We start from the raw sequence: 20,796 nt of genomic DNA, 5'->3' as shown, positions 1-20,796 counted from the left end.
TACTCACAGTATACCTTTAAAATGAAACAAACAAAATCACGCAATAAAGTTCTCGGTGCTTTTTTAGGCACTATTATTGAATATTACGACTATAGTTTATATGGTTTTTCAGCGGCAATTATCGCTGATAAATTCTTTTCAGCCAGTACTGATCTATTAACAAAGCTTGTAAATGTTTTTGCTGTTTATGCAGCAGCATATTTATCAAAGCCTATGGGTGCTTATATTTTTGGACGTATAGGGGATATATATGGTCGAAAAAAAGCCTTAAGTTTTACGATTATCGGTATTGTAATCCCTACCTTAATAATAGGTTTATTGCCCGATTATTCCTCGATAGGAGTTTGGAGTACAATAATTTTAGTTTTATGTCGCTTCATGCAAGGTATTTTTATTGGAGGGGAATATGACGGTGCAGCGATTTATGTTATTGAACATTTAGGAGCAAAATACCGATTTACTGCCTCGGCAATAACTAGATGTACAGGAGTAATGGGTTTATTATGCGGAATCGGTGCAACTAATTTCTTTAATTCTCATATTTTTCCGGAGTGGGGTTGGCGTATTCCGTTTTTACTAAGTTTACCACTTGCATTAATAACTCTTTATTATCGCCAGAAATTTGATGAAACACCGGAGTTTAAAAAAGCACACTATAGCCAAGATTTTATTGAAAAACTTAGCTCTATAATTAAAAAGCAATGGAAAAATATTGCACGGTTAATATTTTTAGCCGGAGGTTTTGGAGCAACATATCAAATTGCGATCATCTTTATGAAGCAATATTTACCGATCGTATTACCTTCAATCGGTATTATTATGAGTGCTTTTTCGGTCTTAATAGTAATATGTTTTGCTGTTTGTATGCCGATTGCCGGTTTTATTGCCGATCGCTTAGGAGTTAATTCAGTATTAAAAATCGCATTTATATGTACTATTACAGCAAGTGTATTTTTTGTGATAGCAGTAAAATATCAAATGACTAATTTAGGGCTTGCAGCTAGTTTAATGTTAGCTGCATCAGTTGCACCTTTTAATGCTCTTGCTCATAGTATAGTTATTAAGTCTTTTGTAGTTAAAGAACGCTATCGTGTTATAAGTTTAGGACATAATATCGGCTCAATGTTAATGTCCGGTACTGCTAATTATATTTGTGCAAAGGTAATAAAATCATTTGATTTTAACCTATTCCCGATTTTATATCTTTGCATGTTTGCCGTACTTGCTTATTCTATGACCATATTATTTAACCGTAATAGGTAAAAAATAAATCTTGACGAAAATAATGAATGTAAGTATCCTTATTTGTGTTTTTTAAACTTTAAATTTAAATGTTATGCATAAAATTTTCATAAAGCTATAATTTTTATTATCTTATCTATACAAGGAAATATTAGTTTTACCGATGCAAACGGAAGTATATACGCTAGATATTGGTAATTGCAAAGAACGTAAATATGACTATGAAGATCATTTGGAAGAATTGTTGAAGCAAGAAATTTCTTTAGCAATGCAGAAGAATGGTTTATGAGTTAAGCTATTGCACAACAAAGATATTAGAATACAAAAGCTTGATGATTTAGTATCTCGTTTCCGTAGCTCCTATAATAATACTTATACTGCTTTATATATGCCTTTATTATGGCCTGAAGAAAAAGCTTTCTCAATGACTCAAAATATAGGTGAACCTGTTATAATTTTAGGAGAAAAACAGGAGCTGATATATTTATATTACTTAATTATGTGCAAATGATAAAGACTAATGGAGTTCGTACACATGACTTTTTAATGAGTGCTTTGGGTTATTCAGTAAGTAATGCAGATAATATATTTATGTCTATAGGAATAGTAGAAGCAAAAAGTGATAGAATATTATGGACTAATGCAACGCCCCAAGCACAACCATTTAGTAGCTGTATTTTCTCTTCTCGTGATAAATCAGAAATTGGCAATTTTCATTCAGTAATAAATATGCTTTTATCTCCATTATAAACTGAATTTTGTGTCGTTCAGGGGTGGTTGGTGTGGCTTGTTATTCCTCTCTGTCATCTCGTGATTTATTCACGGGATCCAGTAAAACATATAGTATTGGTAGATAAAACACATCTAATTTATCAAATAGGAAAAATACACCTTCATAAACCATCTTGGTTCATAAGTCCCTATCGGAATAAGGCTTATTAAAATATTATGTTTTTTTCCGATCTCTTTAAAAAGAGTATCGTTATAACCCGAATTACCTATAAAACAAATATCTCCTATCTTAGTTTTAATGATAAAGGTTCCCCATAATGCTTTATTTTTATCAAATATTCCTCTAGTCGACCAATGCTGTGTCGGTTCTAAATAAAATTCTACATCGCCTTTAATTTCATCTTCTTGGAAACTTTTTGAATTTAGCTGTATTTCTTGTTCTTTATATGACTCTCCCCACCCTAAGGTAACAATTTCTGCATCGGTAATATGTTTTTTGATTATTACGTCATTCATTAGCGGTGTAATAATCTTAGGCTTATCTCGTACCCATAAACCTTTAATTGTTCTGATGTCTAAATGGTCATAGTGATTATGGCTTATTAATATAACATCTATTTTAGGTAAATCGGTAAAATTAATACGGGTTTTACCACTCTCTTTGGTCCTGCAAAAGTAAAAGGACTAACCCGCTCCGACCATACCGGATCGGTTAAGATATTTAAACCGTCTATTTGAATTCAAAAGGTTACATGCCCTACATATGCTACTCGTACAGCGTCATCTCGATCGCTTGATACTAATGAATTTCGTGGAACTCGTCTGTAGTCACGTACTAATAATGTACACTGTGCAGACTCGTCCTTAAATTCATCTTGTCTGAAGCGATCGAGATTTAGCTGTGTATTTTTATTGCTAGTTATTTTTTGTGGTAAAATATTAGTGGAAGCAAGCGCAGTGCTGTCGGCCATTTTGGTCGTTTTGAAGTTATTTTCCATTTTAGAATATCAAGTAAGGTTTTAAGTTTTATATTAGGATCAATATTGAAAAACATATTTTTATTTAGATAGATCTTCCTTTCGGTTTATTAGAACTTTTAACTTGTTTAGCAAAAGATTTTGTCTTTTTATTTGTTGGTTTATGAATAAATCCTCTAGTTTTGTCTCCTATCAACATGGCTTCTTGAAGTATATCTTTTGGTAGTTTAGCTATAGATGCCGATATTTCCGGAGTTTGTTTTATTTCTATCGTTATCTTTTTTGCTTTATTTATATCTCTGCCTATTACTTCATCTAGTGGAACATTTTTGTAATCTGCAAGAGCAACAATTGCTCCCATATCAGGCATTTTTGTACGACCATCTAGAAAATTTTTCCACGCTGTTTCATGAGTACCTGTTTTTTCACTTAACTTATACGGGGTTATATTGTCTGTTTCTAATATATTCAGTACAAATTTTTTAAAATTATTTCTAATTTCTTCTGGACCATCTTTATTTGGTTCTGATATATCGTTAATTCGATTAAATCTTTCTTTTGACCTTATATCTTGGCTCATTATTTTTTCCTGTAAAATTTACTCCTAAAAATTGAGAGTTAAAATAACTTCATAGATAGCCTCTTAGACTTATTTATTAATATATAACTAATAAATAGTAAATAGAAGATAATTATAATGAAAATAATAAATTTAAGCTATTGAATTAAGTATTTAGGTCTTATATATGAGATTTAAATTAATCTATTTTAACTTTTTTTGTCACAAATTATAAAATTTTTCTGTAGTAGGAGCCATGTCTTTTCCACTTCTTTTACTATAAATTAAATTTCAGATGCAGAATCTAAGATATTTTAAAAAGATTATATAAATTAAAAATTGTTTTTTCTGCATCTTGATCATTTATGAATAAGGTAATTTTAACTTCTGATAATTGTATCATGTTAACATTTATATTATCTTTCGTTAACTTTGATAATATCATTTCAAGTAATTTACAATCATTTTTAATCCCATAACCAATAAGAGAGATTGTAGCAATTTCGGTATCAAAAGTAAAATCTTGTATCTGCTTATCATCTTTTAAATTAGTCAGTAAAGCTTGTAAATTATTTTTATCGGTTAAATTTGTAATAAAACTATATTCTTCATTATTTTTTATCTCTTGCATAAACTCAATATGATTATTATTTTGTGTAATCATATTTGCAACTTGCAAAAAACTTAAAGAAATGCTCTTTACAGATATTTTTAATAAATTTTTATTAGAAGTAATGCTGTTAATAATCCCATGCTCCATATTTTTATCCTTTGAAGTGATTAACGTACCTTCTGTGTCCGGTGAAAATGTTGACAGAACACGCATATCTATTTTATACCGCATTACTAGCTCTCCGGCTCTAGGGTGTAGTACTTTTGCTCCACTTGATGCTAGTTCTAACATTTCTAAAAAATCTATTTCTTTTATCTTCTTGGCATTTGGAATAATTCTTGGATCAGCAGTAAATATTCCCTCTACATCAGTATAAATATCACATCTATTGGCTTTCATAGCTGCAGCGATTAAGGCGGCAGTAGTATCAGATCCTCCTCTGCCCAAAGTAGTTAACCTATTGGATTTGTTAATTCCTTGAAAACCAGCTATTATAGGGACGGTATTTAACTGTAAATATTTTTCTAGTAAATCTGTAGTAATTGATTCTACTAAAGCTTTACTATGATTATTATCGGTGAGCATCGGTAATTGCCAAGCTAGAAATGATCGCGCCTTTATGTCTTCTTCTTGAAGAGCGAGTGCTAGTAATGAAGCAGTGACTATTTCACCGCTAGAAAGTGCTACATCATATTCTGCAAATTGCGAAATGTTGTTAAGGCTTGATACTTCATTACACAATGTGACAAGTTGATTAGTAACACCTGCCATAGCCGAAACTACTACAATTACTTGGTTATTTTTAGCTATTTCGGTTTTTATGATAGGAACGATTTTTTTTATTCTATCAATATTTGCAACGGAAGTGCCACCGAACTTTTGAATTATTAAGGCCATAAGTAAAGAAAGCCTAATAGAATATTATGTTATATAATTAATTTCCGCTTGTCGTCATCTAGCTCACTTACAGACATTATTGTGTGGAACGGTTTTTAATTGTCATCTCGCGACTTGATCGCGGGATCCAGCTTAAAATACTAATAATATTAGTACTTTAAATTGTTTTTATGGACCCTGTAGTCAAGCCACGGGGTGACAAAATGGATTTTACCAATCAACGCAACAATGCCATAAAAAGCATTTTTTGTTCCACGTAACACTAGTAGATCAAACCGCAATACTTAAGCACTGGCAATTTCTTTAACATTCACGATTTTATGATTTCGCTTAGTTAAAAATTCTACTCTACCTTCTATCAAAGCAAATATTGTATGATCTTTGCCAAGCCCTACATTCGTTCCAGGATGAATTTTTGTGCCACGTTGTCTAACTATAATATTACCGGGTATTACATATTGTCCATCGGCTTTTTTAACTCCCAGCCTTCGACCGGCCGAGTCTCTTCCGTTCCTAGAACTACCACCGGCTTTTTTGGTTGCCATTTTATAATTCCTTTTAAGTTATTATTATTGTTTGGTAATATCTAATATTTTTAATTCCGTCAATTCTTGACGATGACCGGCTTTACGACGATAATTTTTTCTACGCTTTTTCTTAAAGACTATAATTTTATTATCTTTAAGTTGGTTAGTAATTTCAGCCGTAACAACAGCCCCTTTAACTATTGGAGTCCCAATAAAAGAAGGCTTTGAGTATTCGCCAATCATTAAAATTTGATCAAACTGAATTTTAGAGCCAAGTTCTCCATCAATTTTTTCGACTTTAATAATACTATTTCTGTCTACTTTATATTGTTTTCCACCTGCTTTTATAACTGCGAACATGAAAACTATCTCTTTAAAAATTTATAAATATTTATCGTATCATATTATTATATTAGAAATTAGTCAATGATCTTTTTTTATAGCAAATCTATTGTCGAATATCTATTAACACAAATATAATTGCGTATTGAGTTACCGCAGCAAATATTGCGGCTAGCAAATCATCAAGCATAACGCCGATACTGCCCTTAATATTTTTGTCCAACCAATTAATAGGCCAGGGCTTTACTATATCAAAAAATCGGAATAGACAAAAAGGTAATACGAAAAGTAATATAATATTTATTGTTAGCGGACTAAAATATTTAATTAAATACGATTCATTAGCAAATAAAGCGGAAAAAAATACTAAAACGATAGTTAGCATTTGCCCTACTACTTCATCAATTACCACTTCTTTAGGGTCTTCTGAATTTGTATAATTTAAATATATTTTAGTAAAATAAGTGCCGAGTATTAAGAGTATCAAACATAGGCTAAAGCTTATAATAAATATACTGACAAGTTGAGCTTCACCGAGAGTAAGACTTAAGAAAGGAATGATTATTTTGTTATTAACAATAAAATATATTAAGAAATAAGTTAGAGGGAAAGTGGCAATCGATCCAAAAGTGCCTGGGCAGTATTTTATTTTTCCGATATAAAAAAAAGTAGCAAAAAATTCTGAAAATTGTTTTTTAGTAAACATTTCTTTAATTATTTTATCCTAGATTAGAGCTATAATATCTTATATAATTAAATTTTAACTTATACAGCAAAAATATCATGGGAATGAGCTTTAGCCATTTATTAATAGTTTTATTAATTATTTTTGTATTATTCGGTGCCGGCAAATTACCGCAAGTCATGTCCGATCTTGCTAAAGGTCTTAAAGCTTTTAAAGACGGCATGAAAGACGACGGTAGTGATAATGATAAAAATAAATAATTAATCTTTAGTGTCCCTTTGTCATCCCGTGGCTTGACCAGCCTTGTTGCATAGCTTGAAAAACCTACTCAATGTCATTCCCGCGGAAGCGGGAATGACATCCTGAACGTTCGTACAACACATGGTCAGGCCACTGAGTGACCAAGATACAACAACGCCCTAATTTCCTGAAACAGTAGAATATATCCCATTCTCTTTCCTAATAATATCATATCGTCTCTGAGCTACTCCATCGATGAAATGAATATTACCGGATAAACCTATATAAGGTTGTCTACTGTTCATTCTATTTAAAAACCTTTCAGATGCAAATTCATTGCCTATATAGTTTGCAGTCATACGTCCTAAATCATAAGAAAGAAGATGCATGAAGCCTATATGGTTAATACCTAAGTCTTTTGCCCTATCCGGAACGTTGCTATTGAGTAAATTTAAAGAGCCGGTAAAGCTAATATCGATATTTTCAGGGTAATCGATATTAATACGATTATCACCGATTAAAATAGCCTTTTTATCTAAATTATATTTACGAATACTATCAGCGAGTAGGTTTAAATTTTTTGGATCGTCTGATAGATAAATAACCGGTTTTGTCGTGTCGCTACGTTCATTTATAATATCGGTATTGTCTGAAATATTTCTTACGGCTTTTGCTATAGATTCAGGATTATCCTCATAAAATTCAGTGTGTGATAATGATGCATTGTTCTGAATCAATATATTTTGCATTACTTGACTAATAGTTTGCGAATGCTTCCCTTTAGGTAATAATGCCATAAAATCTTTATGGTCGTTACTTGCGTAATAATTAATGATACGTATCAGTTGTTTTAAAGGTGCATGACCGAATACAAATAATTTATCTTCTGCAAGAGCCGGATTATTTGACATAGTTATTATAATAATATCATTTGCCGTTGCTTTTTCGGCTATTAGAGAGGTAAAGTTAGAATATAGAGGACCTAAAATAATCTTAGTTTTACGTGCTACTATTTTATCCATAGCGGCTAAAACGTTTTTTTCGTCTGAACCATCGTAAGAAGTAACATGTATGTAAGATTTGATTCCGTCGTTAAGTCCCATTTTAATTAAATCTTTATATTGTTTCCCGACAATACTATCAGGACTCTGATTTGGCATTAAAATTGCAATCTCAATTTCTTTTTGTTCTTTTTTAGGAAAACTTATAGGTTCTTCTTTAGGAGTTTGACAGGATGTTAAATATATCAAGCAAAAAAATGATAGAACGATTCGTAGTTTATGTTTTATACTAGCCATAATGTTACTTAAAATTAAAAAACTATGATTAGATATCTTTCCAAACCGGGATTATATATTGTTTCAACACCGATCGGTAATTTTGAAGATATAACGCTTCGTGCTATATCGACTTTAAAAAATTCGGATATTATCTTATGCGAGGATACTAGAATATCACAAAAATTGCTAGCAAAACATGACATTCATACAAAATTACAAATTTATAATGATCATAGTGACGAGAAAGATAGAGAAAATATCATAAGTTTAATAAAATCGGGCAATATAATAAGCTTAATTTCTGATGCAGGGACTCCTTTAATTTCCGATCCCGGCTATAAGTTAGTTAGAGATATACGCAATCTTAATTGTTATATAGACGTAGTACCGGGAGTATCTGCACCGGTTACTGCTCTAACTTTATCGGCTCTTCCTACTAATCGATTTTTATTTCACGGGTTTTTACCTAAAACTATAGAAAGTAAGAAAAAGATTTTTTCTGAACTAGTAAATCTTAAGGCTACTTTGATTTTTTTTGAAACGGCCCCTCGTTTGATAAATACTTTATCGGTAGCTAAGGAAATACTAGGAAACCGAGAAATATGTGTAGCTCGTGAGTTAACTAAACTGTATCAAGAAATAAAAACAGGGGATATAGATGAAATAATAGAGTTCTATCAAAATAATATTTTAAAAGGTGAGATAGTATTGTTGATTTCAGGAAATATACAGGAACAAAACCAACAAAAAAATTTAGAAAAATTTATAGAACTTTGCTTAAGTAAAAACTTAAGGAGCAAAACTACTATCGAACTTGTTTATGACAAATTCAAAGATGTTTATAGTAAAAAAGAGATATATAGATTGGTGAATAAGCAAAAGATTTAATATAAATTTATAGTAGAATATTTACCTCAGAATATGCTAAAATAAAGAGAAAATAACATTCAGTAACATAATAATATGTCAAAAGTTAATCCGAGAGTAGATTTAGCGTTTAAAAAAATCTTTGGAGTAGAAGAGAATAAAGATTTATTGATATCGCTTATTAATTCGATAGTAAATGAGAAAGATCAGATTGTAGAAGTAACATTACTTAATCCGTATAATCCAAAAAATTTTAAAGCCGATAAACTATCTATACTTGATATAAAAGCCAAAAGTGAAAGCAGTAAAAGGTATAATATCGAAATCCAAGTAACCGATGAAGCGGATTACGATAAAAGAGCTTTGTATTATTGGGCGAAAATGTATACGGAGCAACTGAAAGAGGGATCAGATTATGCGGCATTAAATAAAATAATAGGGATACACATACTTAACTTTACCAGTATTACAGATACAGATGAATATCATAATTCTTTTCAGTTAAAGGAAATAAAAAGTGGTTTAGTATATTTTAAAGATATAGAGTTACATACGATAGAGCTTAATAAATTTGCTAAGAATCCTAAGGAGGAGTTATCTGACGTCGTCAAGAAAGTTAAAAATGCTTTAGATATATGGCTAGCATTTTTAACACGTAATGATTTATTAAATAAAGATAATTTACCGAAAGAATTGGATAATGATGTATTGAAAAAAGCATTAACCGTGCTTGAGGTAATAAATTTAAATGATGCAGAAAGAGAGGAATATGAAAATCGTTTAGAGTGGCTTAGAATTGAAACTAGTGCTTTTAAAAAGATGAAAGAGGAAGGAAGAGCTGAAGGCAAAGCTAGAAGAAATATTGAAATAGCAAAAGAAATGTTAATTGATAAAGATCCTCTAGAAACAATAATTAAATATACTAAACTTTCAAAAGAAGAAATAGAAAAGCTAAAAGCAGAAATCGATAAGGCGGAAAAATAAAAAGTCATCTGCGATATATACTCCGAGTAAATGAAGAATCGGCAGACGACCCATTATAAAAAACAGTATATTTAGTTAGCTGAGCTGTAAGGACAGCCGCAACCTTTTTTAGGCTTATTGCTTTCTGCCGAATCTGTAAGTTTTTTACCGGCTGCCTGTATATCTTGACCTGCACCTTGCATTGTATTACAAGCACTTGTTAAGAAAGCTACAGCTACTAATATAGAAGTTATAAGTGCTGAACGCATAAATTTTACCTTTATCAAATTGAGCTTAGATATTATGAAGTAAGCAAAAAATTGTTAACTTGACAAAATATTAATTTTTAGTACTTCTTTAAGAATTAATATTTAAAAGATTTATAAAATGGAAGAAATCAATGATCAATTGAAAGAAGCACTATCTTCTATGAAAGACGGTGTCTTAGATTGTACAAATTTAGAGGGAATAAGCTTACAAGAGATTTTTAATTTTCTTTAAAATCCTTATATAGTAAAGGATAAAATTATCTCTCTTGATATATCAACTTATGAAAATTGGAAAGAAGTAAATGATTTTATTTTGCAATTAAATGATAATTCATCTTTTAAGCCCCAAACTATAGAAATTTATACCTTCTATAGATATATGGAAGATATTTTTAATTTAAGATTAAAAACAGGCATAATCATACTGATGTTAATATGACAGATCGCAGAAAAGAGGCTTTATTAAAAAAATTCTTAGAGAGATTTAAAAAAAAATAATTTTACTAAAGATGAAGAACAGTTAAGTCAATTTATAAAAGCTGCATGTAAAGAAGCTAAAACCCTGTATGGAATCGAAATGCAGTATGGGCAAGCTTTACGGCTTGGTTCTAAGTATAATTTCAGTAAAATAGATAAACAATATTCTGATTTACAGGGTATTTTTAAAAAGTTACAAGAGACACAAATACAAAAAGTAAATTCAGAAATTCATCATTATAAACAGGAAGATGATTTACATTTTTATATGGTAAAAGTCAACGGAGCGAATATGTCTGCTTGGCAAGATTTTGTGGGTAAGCAGAGTAGCTTTCAAAGTTCTTATCAAGGCAATGATCTGGTGATACAAAATTTTGATAAGGGGAAGTATGTCTTTTTCGCTAGCTTAGATTATCATGATCAAGGCTTAACCGATGTATTATGTAGCCTTTGTTCCCAATAATAAAATATGACAAAAAGGTGACTCGCTTGATACTTCATCTATAGAGATGTTTATAACCATGCTGACTTCTCAAAATGCAAGCTTTATTTCGTATTCTGGTATAGCAAGACTTCCAATATATCAAAAAAAACCTTTTATTATAAAACATAAAAATCTTGCAGTTAAACTTCATAGTTTTATTGCCGCCTGTGCCAAAGATATTTATTCTAATAAAAAAGAATATATGATTACTGTACCGGTAAAGGAAATGACACAAATAATTCTTAAAGAATATGAGAAAAAAGGAGTTTTAGATAAAATATATATAGGACATCAGCAAGAAAATTTAGATAATAAACAAACCCCTATAAAACTTATTGAGGATAATGGCAAAACTTTATTTAGTCTTTATGATAAAAACGGTAATATATTACATGAATTAACTAGTGCACAAATGGAAGGAGAATTCGCTTGGTTTTGCAAACATCCGTATCTATTCAGGGGGCAAGGTAAAGGTGCACCGTTCGTTACTTGTCATTTAGAAACATTAGTAACGCTTGATCCTAAACCTAATTTTATAGAACATGAATATTATTTAGAAATAATTGGTAATTTATAAGATTTACTATAACTCTTATTTTTAAGGTTAAAATAATAATCGCAATACTCTTTAATAATGCAGATGTCGCAATCGGGTTTTCTAGCTTTGCATATATATCTGCCGTGTAGAATTAGCCAGTGATGGGCATGCGTTAGCCATTTTTTATCGATAATCTGCAGTAGCTCTTTTTCTACTATTTCAGGAGTACCGCCTTTAGCAAGTCCGATCCTTTTGGCTACTCTAAAGACATGTGTATCAACTGCCATTGTAGGTATGCCGAATAAGCAATTTAGTACAACATTAGCAGTTTTTCTGCCAACGCCCGGTAGTTTAATTAATTCCTTAAAATCATTCGGTACTGAAGCTTGATAATTGCTTATCAATATTTTACATAATGCGATAATATTTTTTGCTTTGCTGTTAAATAGTCCGATAGATTTTATATATTTTTTAAGTCCTTCTTCGCTGAGTTCTAAAATTTTTTCTGGTGTATCATAAGTTTCAAATAAAGATTTAGTTGCTAAATTTACTGATATATCGGTGGCTTGAGCAGATAATATTACCGCTACTAATAAGGTAAAATCATTCTTATATATTAATTCGGTTTTTGGATTTGGATTATTCTTGCTAAAAATCTCAAAAATTTTATTAACTATTTGTGCTTGCATATATTATTATAGAAAGTGTATTTTAGAAGATAAATTATTGAGTCTTAAAATGCTAGAAAATAAAAATTTTAAATTTATAGAAAATGAAATAAAAAATAATAAAGTAGTATTGTTCATGAAAGGTACTAAAGAGTCGCCTGCATGCGGATTTTCAGGAACCGTAGTAGCTATTTTGAATAAATTAGGTGTAGAATTTCGTGATATTAATGTACTTTTTGATACTGAATTACGTGAAGATTTAAAAAAGTTTAGCGACTGGCCGACATTCCCACAATTATACATTAACGGAGAATTAGTCGGTGGGTGTGATATTGCTAGAGAGTTATATCAAAGTGGGGAACTTGAGAAGATGTTGAAAGCGTATACTCGGTGAATTAAAATTGGCGTAGTCGTCTAGTAAGTTCTGGCGGTGCTTAAGTATTCAGTATACGCTCCGCTCCTCGCCTTGTAGACTCTGTGCTCTTTTTGAAATTGACCTTCGTATACTACTACTCAACCTTAATATTTTAAGTACATAAACATATAAAAACATGAGTAAATATTTAGAATATCCCGAAGTAGAAAGTAAAGAGCAGCCGCCGAAGAAGCTAGTAGTATTACTGCACGGTGTCGGCTCGGACGGACATGATTTAATAGGACTTGTGCCTTATATCAAAAATTATTTACCCAATTGTCATTTTATTTCCCCGCATGGTATCGAGGCTTATGATATGATGCCTTATGGTAGACAATGGTTTAGTTTGCAAGACCGCAGCCCGCATATTATGGCAAAGCTAATTGCAAATAATATTTCTAAGGTTGAAGATATAATAAAGCAAAAGCAGGACAAGTTAAATCTAACCAACAAAGATACTATCATTATTGGCTTTTCTCAAGGTACGATGATAGGGTTATATTTAACACTAGTTCAAAAAGAGCCGTTTTTCTGTACTATAGGTTTTTCGGGTGCATTAATTCCACCTATGGAAGTTAATAATAAGCTTACTCCTATATGTTTGATTCATGGGGAATTAGATGATGTGGTCGGTGTTAGCGAGATGTATAATGCTTCAAACTATTTATCTAAGCTGCATATAGAGCATAGCGGACATAAATTAACGTCTCTTGCTCATTCAATAGATGGACGGGGGCTTGAGATTGCGATTAATTTTATAAATAACCGTCATTGCGAGCAGCTGTAGTCTGCGTGGCAATCTCAGGATTTTGGTACGAGATTGTTTCGTCAAAATTTTCAGTTTTTCCTCGCAATGACGATTAGATATCCACACAACAAAACCAAAAAAAATATGAGGATGAATGAATATTTTTAATAATAATTTACACGAAACGGATAAAGAGATTAATGAAATAATAAAGCATGAAAAGCTGCGTCAAAGTAGCGTAATCGAGCTTATTGCATCAGAAAATTTTGTAAGTCCTGCTGTGCTTGAAGCTCAAGGGTCGCTTCTGACTAACAAATATGCCGAAGGATACCCAAGTAAGCGATTCTATAACGGTTGCGAGGAAGTAGATAAAGCTGAAAATTTAGCTATAGAACGAGTAAAAAAACTCTTTAACTGCAAATATGCAAATGTCCAACCTCATTCAGGATCACACGCAAATCAGGCTGTATATCTTGCTTTATTACAGCCGGGTGATACGGTTCTTGGTATGTCCCTGGATAGCGGCGGGCATCTAACGCACGGTGCAGCTTCTAATATGTCCGGTAAATGGTTTAACGCCGTTTCTTATAGAGTAAATAAAGAGACTTATTTAATCGATTATTATGAGATTGAACGCTTAGCGAATTTGCATAAACCAAAATTACTTATAGCCGGTTTTTCTGCTTATCCTCGTAATATTGATTTTGCAAAATTTAGAGAAATCGTGGATAAAGTAGGAGCTTATTTTATGGCAGATATTGCTCATATTGCAGGACTTGTTGCCACAGGTGAGCATCAAAGCCCTATTCCTTACGCTCACGCTGTTACCTCTACTACTCATAAAACACTTAGAGGTCCAAGAGGCGGTTTAATTTTATCTAACGATGAAGAGATAGGTCAAAAAATAAATTCTGCATTATTTCCAGGACTACAAGGTGGTCCGTTAATGCATATAATCGCCGCAAAAGCCGTAGCTTTTTTAGAAAATTTGCAGCCTGAATATAAAAGCTATATTCAGCAGGTAATAAGTAACGCTAAAGCTTTAGCAAGTAGCTTGCAAGAAAGAGGATATGATATATTAACAGGTGGTACCGATAATCATATTGTTTTAGTGGATTTGCGTAAAGACGGAATCACGGGTAAGCTTGCCGCAAATTCTTTGGATAGAGCAGGGATTACGTGTAATAAGAATGCTATCCCGTTTGATGAAACTTCGCCTTTTATCACTTCAGGTATTCGCCTTGGTACTCCCGCATGTACTACTAGAGGCTTTAAAGAAAAGGATTTTGTATTAGTCGGTCATATGGTAGCAGATATTTTAGACGGCTTAAAAAATAATGAAGATAATAGCGATCTTGAGCAGAAAGTATTAAATGAAGTGACAAAATTAATTGAATTATTTCCGTTTTATGGCTAATTTAAATAAACGACCTGATTGGATAAAAGTAAAAGCTCCTAATTCTACAGAGTACTATAATACAAAAGATTTAATAAAGAATCTGAGATTAAATACTGTGTGCGAGGAAGCTGCTTGTCCTAATATTGGTGAGTGCTGGTCGAAAAAACATACAACTGTGATGATTTTAGGTTCGGTTTGTACTAGAGCCTGTAGGTTTTGTAACGTTAAAACGGGTAGACCGGATTTACTTGATCTGCATGAACCGCAAAGGTTAGCGGAGGCGGTACAAAAGCTAAATCTTAAGCATGTAGTAATTACTTCCGTCGATCGTGATGATCTTGAGGATGGCGGAGCTTCACATTTTGCGAAGTGTATTAGCGAAATTCGAAAATCATCGCCAAATACTACTATTGAGATTCTAACACCCGATTTTTTAAGAAAAGAAGGAGCCGCTGAAATAATAGCAAACGCAAAACCTGACGTTTTTAACCATAATGTCGAAACAGTACCGTCTTTATACAAAACGATTAGACCGGGGGCTAGATATTATAATTCTTTAAGCTTACTTCATAATATCAAAAAATTATCTCCTGAAATTTTTACAAAATCCGGTATGATGGTAGGACTTGGGGAAGAAATAAATGAAGTAGTACAGGTTATAGATGATTTAAGAGAAGCAAAGGTTGATTTCCTAACTATCGGGCAGTATCTGCAGCCTACCAAAAATCATGCTGAGGTCGCAAAATATGTTACGCCGGAAGAGTTTAAATATCTAGAGCGAATAGCAAAAACAAAAGGATTCTTGATGGTTTCGGCAAGCCCGCTAACCCGTTCTTCATACCATGCCGATGAGGATTTTCAAAAATTAAAAGAGAATTACCAACAAAAACTGGTGTCTTAAAATATCATGCTTATTGCCTGTGTGGTCAGTTTTCATAGCTATTATCTTTGTTTACTAAAAAATAATCCTCATGTTGATTAATTTATATATATAATATCATACGTGTAATACACGTGTATACGAGTATTTTATGCAGAAGAAATTGACAATTACTATAGATGCAGCGGTTTATTATAGGCTTTATTCTGTAATAGGTGAATGTAAAATTAGCAAATTTATTGAGCAACTTGTAAAACCTTATGTAATTAATGAGGAGCTTGGAGCCGCTTACAAAGCCATGACTGATCAAATAATGACAGTAAGTAAATTAAGATTAAAATCTAAAATTAACGTTATCTCTAATGAAGATATACAGCTTTTAAAATATGCTCTTAAGTTGCAGCTAAGTCTATAACGACCATTCATTCAATATTTGGTACAATGATAAACGTAGAAATTGTAAGACACTACAACAAATGGCGTGAGCATAAGCAGATAAATAAGAGTTTAATCAAAAAAATAACTCAAAATATTTTATTGCGATTTGATAATTTTAGTAAAATAAAACAATTTGAATTATCAATTTTACTAACAAATGTTGCAGAAATATTGACCTTAAACAAACAATTTCGTAATATAGAAAAAGCTACTAACGTTCTTTCTTTTCCAAGCAACGAATTAAATTGGCAGGATTTATATTCTAAACTTGAATTTTTAGGTGACTCTGATTATATGCATTTAGGTGATATAGCATTTTGTTATGAGGTAATATATAATGAATCGTGCGAGCAGCAAAAAACTTTTGAGAATCATTTTATTCATCTTTTAATACATAGTATTTTACACTTAATTGGGTTTGATCATCAAAATGACACAGAAGCAAATATTATGGAAAATCTAGAAATTGAAATATTATCATATTTCGGTATTTTTCCCCCTTATTAACTAAATAAAAAATTTATGTTAAAATCTTCAAAAAAAGAAGATTCTAGTAAAAAAAATCAAAATAATAAGTTAATTTTTACTGTACGAAAATTATTCTCTCCGATAAAAAATTTTTTTAGAAAAACAAAAACGCCCGATAATTTTTTTGGTGTCATAAAACGCCTTAAAATTAATAGCCAAAAAATGACTTTAGACGAGCGTAATATTTTAGCTAATTTATTGGAGCTAGAAGATAAAACTATTGAAGATATAATGGTACCGCGTTCCGATATTGCGGCAATAAAATTAACTACGAATCTAGAAGAATTAAGTGAGTCTATTAAGTTAGAAGTCCCACATACACGAACTCTTATATATGACGGTACTTTGGATAATGTAGTAGGATTCATTCATATCAAGGATTTATTTAAAGCATTGGCTACAAAGCAAAACGGTCGTTTAAAAAAGCTTATACGTAAGCATATAATTGCAGCTCCTTCTATGAAATTATTAGATTTGCTAGCAAAAATGCGTCGTGAGAGAACACATATTGCAATAGTTATTGATGAGTATGGCGGTACTGACGGTTTAGTTACTATTGAAGATCTTATAGAAGAAATAGTAGGACGAATAGATGATGAGCATGATCAGCAATTAGATAGTGATAATTTCAAGGTTATTAATAACTCAACAATTATTTCAAATGCACGTGTTAAAGTAGAAGTGCTTGAAGAAATAATAGGAGAAAAGCTACAAAATGATGATGATGAGTTTGATACGATAGGTGGATTAGTATTGACTAGAGTCAGTAGTGTTCCGGCTATCGGTACTAGAATAGATATTTCAGAAAATATTGAAATTGAAGTTACGGATGCAACTCCTCGTTCTTTAAAACAAGTCAAAATTAGACTAAAAAACGGTTTGAATGGTAAATGAATACGAATTTAGAGTCGGTGTGTCCTCTAAATTCGTTAAAAATATTTTATTATTATATTTCAGCTTGTGCTTCATTTCCTATCAATTCTATCGGACTTTCTTGCGAAGTTGCTTTTGTATAATGCTCATATGCTAGAATTGCTCCCATTGTTGCTACTACATCGGCACCACATTTGAGAATAAAAGCCGGAGATTTAAGTAAATCACCTGCTATCACATAAATTCCAACAGCACATGCTCCTACTACTGCAAGCTTACCATACCAAGGGGTTGTATCATCACTTCTAAATAACTCGACTATTTTGTTAAGCATAAAAATAAACTTAATTAGTTAATATTAAATTGAAACATGGACAATATAATTTTATGACATTATTTTTATTTGACTTAGCAGAGAAATTTGAGTTAAATATCGAAGCTCTATACATAAAAAATTATCATTATGAATGAATTACATATTAAACTACAAAATTACAGTAGTACATATCCTGAAGAAATTGTTACAAAAACAAAAATGCTTGAATTTTTAAATGAATATGAAAATCCTTTTAGCAGAGATTTACAAATAGGACATTTCACTGCTTCGGCTTTTTTACTTAATAATGATAAAACTAAATTTTTATTGATGCACCATAAAAAGCTTGATAAGTGGCTTCAACCAGGCGGTCATTGTGATGGAGATAGTAATATATTAAATGTAGCGGTTAAAGAAGCTGTAGAAGAATCCGGAATTAATGAAATCAAAACGATAAATAAGGAGATTTTTGATATAGACACCCATTATATTTTGCAAACTCATAAGGAGCCTGCTCATTATCACTATGATGTACGATTTTTACTAAAAACAGTAAATAATAATAATTTTATAAAAAATAACGAATCGAATGAACTTAAATGGTTTAACTTTTCTGATTATTCAAAATTAGATATTGAACTAGAACGTTCCGTTACTAGAATGATAGAAAAGTTTATGACAATTAACCATCCTGCTTGTTAAATATAAATTATTGCCCTATAATAGGGTTTTTTAAATAAAATGTAAATCAAATACCATCATCTAGAATTTTTTCATTCCGTAGTAAGAACAAGGAAGATAATACTCCAAAAAACCTAGAAATTACGCATCCAGATTCAATTAATGAGAACAGACATACGAACTCTCTAGCAGGCGAAGTTGTTACTATTAAACTTAAGGATCAGCCTCATAATTTTATAAAGAGTGAAAAAGTTACCCTAACTTCATTTAAACCGCCTTCTTCTCAAAGTAAAGACGAATTTGATCCTATCTTAAAAGATGTTGAAAATATCTTAAAGGATTTTGAGATTTTCTTAGATAATATAGAGACTAAAGGTTTAGGAGAGATTGATTCATAGTAACATCGATAGTTTTATGCTGTAAGGTTTCTAGCTAAAAAGGGCATTGCCCGCGTGGATCAAAAAACGTGTTCGGTGTCATACCGTGGTTTGACCACGGTATCTTGTGTCACAGACTGTATCCTTAGATCCCGTGATCAAGTCGCGGGATGACAATAATTTATTTTATGCTATTTTTTGATATTCAAAATATATTTTTCTTACTGCATAAATCCACGCTAAGCATACAAAAGTAAATACCACCATTAGAATTGGTGAGATTGAGGTAAAAGTAGCAGTTGGAACTAAAGTAAAAATAATAGATTGCACAAGACCGCTAGAGGATTTGCCGACTTTTGCACTTATCACGTCAACCGCAGCTTTGCCTTTGGTTTTAAGTTCCTCATCAAGAGGGATATATAACATTTCTTTTGAAGTATCCCATATAGAATATTTAGTACCTTTAGCTAAAATATTTTGAATACCACCGATCGAAACGGCAAGAGCAAGAGGTGACATTAAAATTGCTCCATCAAATAATGATAAAATTTGTTGGTCAAATACGATAAGTACAAAGAACAAAATGCCGGTCACCATTATTATAACCGGTGAAATAACTGCTGCTACAAACCAGTTGTGCATACGCATAACGTTATTACCGATGATGGTCATAACCATTATTGCCACGCCTGTCCAAAGTATATACAGACTGTTAAATTCAGCATAGGTATTTACAGTCGGATATAATTCCTTAATTTTTGCTTTCCATACGGCTTCGACTAAGTTAATAGCAAATCCGAAAGCTGCCGAACAAATTAAAAGTAGCCATAAATATTTTGATTTCGCAATATATTTAAAGCTTTTAATTAGCCCCATACGTTCTGAAGTTGATCTACCGCTTTTTGCTTTAGCATAAAATAACGGATTAGTAAAAACGTTCTTGCTAATAAATCTAACTAACAAACAACAAATAATAGCAACAATTGCCACAATTGTCGTGGATACTTGAACTAAAATGATTTTACTATCCGAAATACTCATAAACTTCTTAATAATAGTATCTTCCGATGATAGATTCATCATTAAAAAGCCGACTAATATTAAAGAAGAGTTGCCGAATAGCGAAAAGAGAGTATAAAATCTTTTTGCTTCTTCGGTAGTAGTAAGTTCATTAGCAAACTGCCAAAATAATAATACGTAAAAAATATTAGGCCAAAGCTCGGCAAGACTATAATATACTATATAACCCCAATTACCTACTAATGAGATATACCACTTAAAATGAGGATAACGTTCCATCCAGTCAGCTAGATTATCGGGATGTACATGAAAAATATGAATATTAGGATAGATTATAAAAGTGAATAAAACAAAAAAGCTGATAAAAAATGCACTTAAATAATAAAAGATCTTTTCAAAAGTAAGATAATTAATCATTTTAGCATAAATAATCACGAATAAAGCAGCGGCAGGCGTAACGCAATAAACTTTAGCAAAACCTGCTATTTCTGCACTAATCTCGGAGATTAAAATACTATCTTTTAAGATTCGTAAAACATTTTGATTAAATAAAATACAAAACATTAAGGTACTCATCGGAATAAACTTTCCGAGTTCGTAATTATGCACAGGCCAAAATGCCGCTCTGAATTTGTTTTTAAACGATCGTGATGAGGTACTTAGCATTATAAATCCCTAAGGACAAAAAAAAAACTTAAGCACTTCAAGATTTTATGAAAAGATATTTCCCCTAAAACTTTAGAGCCTATATATTGTTATTA

General features: G+C 31.5%; 29 protein-coding genes. 17 read left to right on the top strand and 12 right to left on the bottom strand.

Going from position 1 to position 20,796, the window contains the following annotated elements:
* Positions 1-21: 21 nt before the first annotated feature.
* The 4 genes from RGRA_RS0107250 to RGRA_RS0107240 all read left to right on the top strand — a co-directional run bounded on the left by RGRA_RS0107250 (position 22) and on the right by RGRA_RS0107240 (position 1,992).
* Positions 22-1,263, top strand: coding sequence for an MFS transporter (locus RGRA_RS0107250; protein ID WP_017442619.1), 1,242 nt, complete (start codon positions 22-24; stop codon positions 1,261-1,263).
* A 142-nt stretch (positions 1,264-1,405) separates the two neighbouring features.
* On the top strand, positions 1,406-1,531 hold the full coding sequence (locus RGRA_RS14180; protein ID WP_017442618.1) for a hypothetical protein: 126 nt from the start codon (positions 1,406-1,408) through the stop codon (positions 1,529-1,531).
* Between the two features lie 9 nt (positions 1,532-1,540).
* Complete coding sequence (locus tag RGRA_RS11170) at positions 1,541-1,753, top strand: hypothetical protein (RefSeq protein WP_017442617.1); 213 nt, start codon at positions 1,541-1,543, stop codon at positions 1,751-1,753.
* Positions 1,750-1,992, top strand: a complete 243-nt coding sequence (locus tag RGRA_RS0107240) for a hypothetical protein (protein WP_017442616.1) — start codon at positions 1,750-1,752, stop codon at positions 1,990-1,992. Before RGRA_RS11170 ends, RGRA_RS0107240 begins: the two co-directional genes overlap by 4 nt.
* A 114-nt stretch (positions 1,993-2,106) precedes the next feature.
* On the opposite strand, the gene RGRA_RS0107235 is transcribed toward RGRA_RS0107240, so the two are convergent.
* The 7 genes from RGRA_RS0107235 to RGRA_RS0107205 form a co-directional block, all read right to left on the bottom strand.
* Positions 2,107-2,616: an MBL fold metallo-hydrolase gene (locus tag RGRA_RS0107235; RefSeq protein WP_084520618.1), complete on the bottom strand. Its 510-nt coding sequence runs from the start codon at positions 2,614-2,616 to the stop codon at positions 2,107-2,109.
* A 98-nt stretch (positions 2,617-2,714) separates the two neighbouring features.
* Positions 2,715-2,945 carry a palindromic element RPE3 domain-containing protein gene (locus RGRA_RS14740; RefSeq protein ID WP_236609854.1) on the bottom strand — a complete coding sequence of 77 codons (231 nt, stop codon included), beginning with the start codon at positions 2,943-2,945 and terminating at the stop codon, positions 2,715-2,717.
* Positions 2,946-3,036: 91 nt separating this feature from the next.
* Positions 3,037-3,531, bottom strand: a complete 495-nt coding sequence (locus tag RGRA_RS0107225; protein WP_017442614.1) for a helix-turn-helix domain-containing protein — start codon at positions 3,529-3,531, stop codon at positions 3,037-3,039.
* Positions 3,532-3,814: 283 nt separating this feature from the next.
* Positions 3,815-5,020 (bottom strand): aspartate kinase, encoded by a 1,206-nt coding sequence (locus tag RGRA_RS0107220; protein ID WP_024547393.1) that lies wholly within the window; start codon positions 5,018-5,020, stop codon positions 3,815-3,817.
* 284 nt (positions 5,021-5,304) lie between these two features.
* Positions 5,305-5,565, bottom strand: coding sequence for a 50S ribosomal protein L27 (gene rpmA / locus RGRA_RS0107215; RefSeq protein WP_011271503.1), 261 nt, complete (start codon positions 5,563-5,565; stop codon positions 5,305-5,307).
* Between the two features lie 24 nt (positions 5,566-5,589).
* Positions 5,590-5,907, bottom strand: a complete 318-nt coding sequence (rplU, locus tag RGRA_RS0107210) for a 50S ribosomal protein L21 (protein WP_004997480.1) — start codon at positions 5,905-5,907, stop codon at positions 5,590-5,592.
* An 88-nt stretch (positions 5,908-5,995) separates the two neighbouring features.
* Positions 5,996-6,595, bottom strand: coding sequence for a phosphatidylglycerophosphatase A family protein (locus tag RGRA_RS0107205; protein ID WP_017442613.1), 600 nt, complete (start codon positions 6,593-6,595; stop codon positions 5,996-5,998).
* A 77-nt stretch (positions 6,596-6,672) separates the two neighbouring features.
* Here RGRA_RS0107205 and tatA point away from each other — a divergent pair, with 77 nt between their 5' ends.
* Positions 6,673-6,834 carry a twin-arginine translocase TatA gene (gene tatA / locus RGRA_RS0107200; RefSeq protein WP_004997483.1) on the top strand — a complete coding sequence of 54 codons (162 nt, stop codon included), beginning with the start codon at positions 6,673-6,675 and terminating at the stop codon, positions 6,832-6,834.
* Between the two features lie 159 nt (positions 6,835-6,993).
* Here the strand turns inward: tatA and RGRA_RS0107195 are convergent, their stop codons facing one another.
* On the bottom strand, positions 6,994-8,112 hold the full coding sequence (locus RGRA_RS0107195) for a penicillin-binding protein activator (RefSeq protein ID WP_017442612.1): 1,119 nt from the start codon (positions 8,110-8,112) through the stop codon (positions 6,994-6,996).
* Positions 8,113-8,136: 24 nt separating this feature from the next.
* Here RGRA_RS0107195 and rsmI point away from each other — a divergent pair, with 24 nt between their 5' ends.
* Complete coding sequence (gene rsmI / locus RGRA_RS0107190) at positions 8,137-8,982, top strand: 16S rRNA (cytidine(1402)-2'-O)-methyltransferase (protein ID WP_017442611.1); 846 nt, start codon at positions 8,137-8,139, stop codon at positions 8,980-8,982.
* A gap of 75 nt (positions 8,983-9,057) precedes the next feature.
* Positions 9,058-9,945 (top strand): Rpn family recombination-promoting nuclease/putative transposase, encoded by an 888-nt coding sequence (locus RGRA_RS0107185; protein WP_017442610.1) that lies wholly within the window; start codon positions 9,058-9,060, stop codon positions 9,943-9,945.
* Positions 9,946-10,016: 71 nt separating this feature from the next.
* Here the strand turns inward: RGRA_RS0107185 and RGRA_RS0107180 are convergent, their stop codons facing one another.
* Positions 10,017-10,193 (bottom strand): entericidin A/B family lipoprotein, encoded by a 177-nt coding sequence (locus tag RGRA_RS0107180; RefSeq protein WP_017442609.1) that lies wholly within the window; start codon positions 10,191-10,193, stop codon positions 10,017-10,019.
* A gap of 577 nt (positions 10,194-10,770) precedes the next feature.
* On the opposite strand from RGRA_RS0107180, the gene RGRA_RS13895 reads away from it, so the two are divergent.
* Both RGRA_RS13895 and RGRA_RS09815 read left to right on the top strand, forming a co-directional pair.
* A complete protein-coding gene (locus RGRA_RS13895; RefSeq protein WP_236609853.1) occupies positions 10,771-11,133 on the top strand; it encodes a hypothetical protein in 363 nt (120 codons plus the stop codon).
* Between the two features lie 58 nt (positions 11,134-11,191).
* Positions 11,192-11,731, top strand: a complete 540-nt coding sequence (locus RGRA_RS09815) for a hypothetical protein (RefSeq protein WP_236609852.1) — start codon at positions 11,192-11,194, stop codon at positions 11,729-11,731.
* Here the strand turns inward: RGRA_RS09815 and nth are convergent.
* Positions 11,704-12,381 (bottom strand): endonuclease III, encoded by a 678-nt coding sequence (nth, locus tag RGRA_RS0107160; RefSeq protein ID WP_017442606.1) that lies wholly within the window; start codon positions 12,379-12,381, stop codon positions 11,704-11,706. The two genes, RGRA_RS09815 and nth, sit on opposite strands and share 28 nt — an antisense overlap.
* Before the next feature lie 49 nt (positions 12,382-12,430).
* Here nth and grxD point away from each other — a divergent pair, with 49 nt between their 5' ends.
* The 7 genes from grxD to tlyC all read left to right on the top strand — a co-directional run bounded on the left by grxD (position 12,431) and on the right by tlyC (position 17,662).
* Positions 12,431-12,754 (top strand): Grx4 family monothiol glutaredoxin, encoded by a 324-nt coding sequence (gene grxD / locus RGRA_RS0107155; protein WP_024547390.1) that lies wholly within the window; start codon positions 12,431-12,433, stop codon positions 12,752-12,754.
* Between the two features lie 157 nt (positions 12,755-12,911).
* Positions 12,912-13,562, top strand: coding sequence for an alpha/beta hydrolase family protein (locus RGRA_RS0107150; RefSeq protein WP_017442604.1), 651 nt, complete (start codon positions 12,912-12,914; stop codon positions 13,560-13,562).
* 115 nt (positions 13,563-13,677) lie between these two features.
* On the top strand, positions 13,678-14,940 hold the full coding sequence (gene glyA, locus RGRA_RS0107145) for a serine hydroxymethyltransferase (protein WP_017442603.1): 1,263 nt from the start codon (positions 13,678-13,680) through the stop codon (positions 14,938-14,940).
* Complete coding sequence (gene lipA / locus RGRA_RS0107140) at positions 14,933-15,823, top strand: lipoyl synthase (RefSeq protein WP_017442602.1); 891 nt, start codon at positions 14,933-14,935, stop codon at positions 15,821-15,823. Before glyA ends, lipA begins: the two co-directional genes overlap by 8 nt.
* Before the next feature lie 130 nt (positions 15,824-15,953).
* Positions 15,954-16,217, top strand: coding sequence for a type II toxin-antitoxin system PemK/MazF family toxin (locus RGRA_RS12660; protein WP_034420811.1), 264 nt, complete (start codon positions 15,954-15,956; stop codon positions 16,215-16,217).
* Positions 16,218-16,243: 26 nt separating this feature from the next.
* The gene (gene ybeY / locus RGRA_RS0107125; protein WP_017442600.1) at positions 16,244-16,747 is read left to right on the top strand and encodes an rRNA maturation RNase YbeY; all 504 of its coding nucleotides are present in this window, start codon (positions 16,244-16,246) and stop codon (positions 16,745-16,747) included.
* A gap of 15 nt (positions 16,748-16,762) precedes the next feature.
* Positions 16,763-17,662, top strand: coding sequence for a hemolysin C (gene tlyC, locus RGRA_RS0107120; protein ID WP_017442599.1), 900 nt, complete (start codon positions 16,763-16,765; stop codon positions 17,660-17,662).
* Positions 17,663-17,714: 52 nt separating this feature from the next.
* Here the strand turns inward: tlyC and RGRA_RS0107115 are convergent, their stop codons facing one another.
* Entirely contained in the window at positions 17,715-17,975 is a 261-nt protein-coding gene (locus tag RGRA_RS0107115; RefSeq protein ID WP_017442598.1) for a hypothetical protein, read from the bottom strand.
* A 252-nt stretch (positions 17,976-18,227) separates the two neighbouring features.
* On the opposite strand from RGRA_RS0107115, the gene RGRA_RS09450 reads away from it, so the two are divergent.
* A complete protein-coding gene (locus RGRA_RS09450) occupies positions 18,228-18,659 on the top strand; it encodes an NUDIX hydrolase (protein WP_269077360.1) in 432 nt (143 codons plus the stop codon).
* A gap of 542 nt (positions 18,660-19,201) precedes the next feature.
* Here the strand turns inward: RGRA_RS09450 and tlc5 are convergent.
* Positions 19,202-20,701, bottom strand: a complete 1,500-nt coding sequence (tlc5, locus tag RGRA_RS0107105) for a GTP/GDP exchange transporter Tlc5 (RefSeq protein WP_017442597.1) — start codon at positions 20,699-20,701, stop codon at positions 19,202-19,204.
* Positions 20,702-20,796: the final 95 nt, after the last annotated feature.

This window comes from Rickettsia gravesii BWI-1 (assembly GCF_000485845.1).
Classification (GTDB): domain Bacteria; phylum Pseudomonadota; class Alphaproteobacteria; order Rickettsiales; family Rickettsiaceae; genus Rickettsia; species Rickettsia rickettsii.
Note: the sequence above shows the minus strand (reverse complement) of the source record. Positions and strands in the feature narration are given on the sequence as shown.